1 pseudogene is annotated in these 416 nt (G+C 72.1%); it reads right to left on the bottom strand.

Features of this window, described 5'->3' with window-relative positions:
* Positions 1–388 (bottom strand): annotated as a pseudogene (locus tag J0695_RS42445) (thiamine pyrophosphate-dependent enzyme); the annotation flags it as partial.
* Between the last annotated feature and the right edge of the window lie 28 nt (positions 389–416).

The following is a 416-nucleotide window of genomic DNA, read 5'->3' as shown; positions in this document are numbered from 1 at the left end:
TACGGACCGCCGGGACGCCGAAGGACTCGGCGAGTGCGACGAAGTCCGGGCCGGTCAGTTCGGTGCCCGTGGGCTCGCCGAAGGCGTCGGTCATGTACTCGCGCAGGATGCCGTAGCCGCCGTCGTCCACGATCAGCCAGGTGACGGGGAGGTCGTACTGGCGGGCCGTGGCCAGCTCGGCGAGGGAGTACATGGCGCCGCCGTCGCCCGAGACGGCGAGGACCGGGGTCGTGCGGTCGGCGCTGGCGGCGCCGAGCGCGGCGGGGAAGGCGTAGCCGAGGCCGCCGGCGCCCTGGGCGGAGTGGAGGTGGTTGTGGCGCTTGGCGTCGAAGGCTGACCAGGCCCAGTAGGCGAGGATCGTCATGTCCCAGAAGGTGGGCGAACTCTCCTCGAACTACCACACGTTCGCGCCGCGC

It is taken from the genome of Streptomyces beijiangensis, assembly GCF_017315755.1.
Classification (GTDB): Bacteria; Actinomycetota; Actinomycetes; order Streptomycetales; family Streptomycetaceae; genus Streptomyces; species Streptomyces beijiangensis.
Note: the sequence above shows the minus strand (reverse complement) of the source record. Positions and strands in the feature narration are given on the sequence as shown.